Origin of the sequence: Azospirillum endophyticum (assembly GCF_016595245.1) — a bacterium.
GTDB classification, from domain to species: domain Bacteria; phylum Pseudomonadota; class Alphaproteobacteria; order Azospirillales; family Azospirillaceae; genus Azospirillum; species Azospirillum endophyticum.
The window spans coordinates 1-2,604 of record NZ_JAENHM010000071.1; the positions used below are offsets into that span (position 1 = coordinate 1).

Annotated in this window: 1 protein-coding gene and 1 pseudogene; both read left to right on the forward strand. The window is 71.2% G+C overall.

Annotated elements, in window-relative coordinates:
• Positions 1–190 precede the first annotated feature (190 nt).
• Positions 191–283 (forward strand): annotated as a pseudogene (locus JHL17_RS38040) (hypothetical protein); the annotation flags it as partial.
• A gap of 28 nt (positions 284–311) precedes the next feature.
• Positions 312–2,604: amino acid adenylation domain-containing protein (locus JHL17_RS26285; protein ID WP_425599654.1), on the forward strand; the 2,293-nt coding region annotated here is incomplete at its 3' end.

A 2,604-nucleotide genomic window follows, 5' to 3' on the forward strand; every position in this document is an offset into this window, starting at 1 on the left:
GGTGGAGGGGCTGGCCGCGGCCTATGCGGAGGAGCTGCGGGCGCTGGTGGCGCATTGCGAGACGTCGGCCGGCGGGCTGACGCCGTCGGACGTGCCGCTGGCCGGCCTGACCCAGGCGCAGCTCGATGCCCTGGCCCTGCCGGCGCGGGAGCTGGAGGACCTCTATCCGCTGACGCCGATGCAGCAGGGCATGCTGTTCCACGCGCTCTACGAACCGGGAGGCGACGCCTACATCAACCAGATGCGGGTGGATGTGGAGGGTCTGGACGTGGCCCGCTTCCACGCGGCGTGGCAGGGGGCGGTCGATGAGCATGACAGCCTGCGCGCCGGCTTCCTGTGGGAGGGGCTGGACCGGCCNCGCCCGCCTGGAGGCCCTCGCGGTCGAGGAGCGGCAGGCCGGCTTCGACCTCGCGTCGCCGCCGCTGCTGCGTCTGGCGCTGGTGCGCACGGGGCAGGACCGCCATCATGTGATCCTGACCAGCCACCACATCCTGCTGGACGGCTGGAGCAGCTCGCAGCTTCTGGGGGAGGTGCTGCAACGCTATGCCGGCCACAGCCCGGCGGCGGACGGCGGTCGCTTCCGCGACCATGTGGCGTGGCTGCAGGGGCGCGACCGGGAAGCGTCGGAGGCCTTCTGGCGTGCCCGCACCGCCGAAATCGAGCAGCCGACCAGGATCGTCTCCCTGCTGCCGTCCGACCCGCAGGCGGATTCCCCGCCGAACCGGGGCGGGCAGGGCGAACATCGCTGCCTCTTCACGGTGGAGGAGACCCGTCGCCTCGCCGAACTCGCGCGGCACTGCGACGTCACGCTGAACACCCTGATGCAGGCGGCCTGGGCCGTCCTGCTGCGCCAGCATGGCGGCCAGGACACCGTCGCCTTCGGCACCACCGTATCCGGCCGCCCGGCGGACCTGCCGGGGGTGGAGCATCGGCTGGGCCTGTTCATCAACACGCTTCCGGTGATCCTGACCCCCCATCCGGCGATGCCGGTGGCGGACTGGCTCCGCACGGTCCAGCATCGCAATCTCGACCTGCGCGAGCACGAGCACACGCCGCTGGCCGACATTCAGCATTGGTCGGGCCAGACCGCCTCGGGCGATGCCGGCGGCGCCCTGTTCGACAGCCTGCTGGTGTTCGAAAGCTATCCGGTCGCCGAGGCGTTGCGCCAGGGAAGCCCGGATGGCCTGCGCTTCTCCCCGGTGGTCGGTTACGAGCGCACCAGCTATCCGCTGACCATCGCGATCATGCCCGGCGACCGGCTGGAACTGCACCACCGCTACGATCGCGCCCATCTGGCGGAACCGGCGGTGCTGCGTGTCGCCGGCCATCTGCGCCGCCTGCTGCTGGCGATGGCGGACGCCCCAAACCTGCCGCTCGGTTCCCTCTCCGTGCTGGACGGGATCGACCGCGGCCGTATCCTCGGCGCCTGGAACCGGCCGGAGCCGATGGACGCCACGCCCTTGCCGCGTCTGTTCGAAGCCCAGGCCGCGCGCACGCCGGATGCCGACGCGGTGATCGCCGGCACGCGAAGCCTGAGCTATGCCGAACTCAACCGGCTGGCCAACCGGCTCGCCCACCGGATGCGCACGCTCGGCGTGGTGCCCGGCGTGCCGGTCGCCGTCATGCTCGAGCGGACGGAAATTCTGCCGACCGGCCTGCTGGCGATCCTGAAGGCGGGCGGTGCCTATGTCCCGCTCGACCCCGAATATCCCGCCGACCGCGTCGCCTACATGCTGGCCGACAGCGGGGCGGCGCTCGTGCTGACGCAGCGCAGCCTGCTGCCGCGGCTCCCGACCGGCGGGGGCCTGCGCGTTCTGGCGCTCGACGACCCGGCGCTCGATCTGGCGAGCTGCCCGGATCACGATCCGCGGCCGGTCAACAGGGCGGAGGACGCCGCCTATGTGATCTACACCTCCGGCTCGACCGGGCGGCCAAAAGGCGTGGTGATCGAGCATCGCAACGCCGCCGCCCTCATCGACTGGGCATTGCGGCTTTACCGGCCGGAGCAGTTGCAGGGGGTCTTGGCCTCGACCTCCGTCTGCTTCGACCTTTCGGTCTGGGAGTTCTTCGTCACGCTGAGCGCCGGCGGCCATGTGGTGATGGCCGACAACGCCCTGGCGTTGCCCGACCTGCCGGCCCGCGACCGCGTGCGCCTGATCAACACCGTACCGTCGGCGATTGCCGGCCTTCTGCGGTCCGGCGGCATCCCCTCCGGTGTTCGCACCGTCAATCTGGCGGGCGAGCCGCTGGCCCAGTCGCTGGTGGACGAGCTCTATGCAGCCGGCATCGCCGATGTCTACGATCTCTATGGTCCGTCGGAGGACACGACCTATTCCACCGTGACCCGCCGCGAGCCGGGAGGTCGCGCCAACATCGGCCGTCCCGTCGCCGGAACCCAGGGATATGTTCTGGACGGCGACCTGAACCCGGTTCCGCTGGGAGTGGTGGGCGAGCTTTACCTGGGCGGTTCGGGTCTGGCGCGGGGCTACCTGAACCGCCCCGGCCTGACGGCGGAGCGTTTCGTCGCCGATCCCTTCTCGGGCGACGGCGGGCGGCTCTACCGGACCGGCGACCTCGTGCGCCAGCGGGTGGACGGGGTGATCG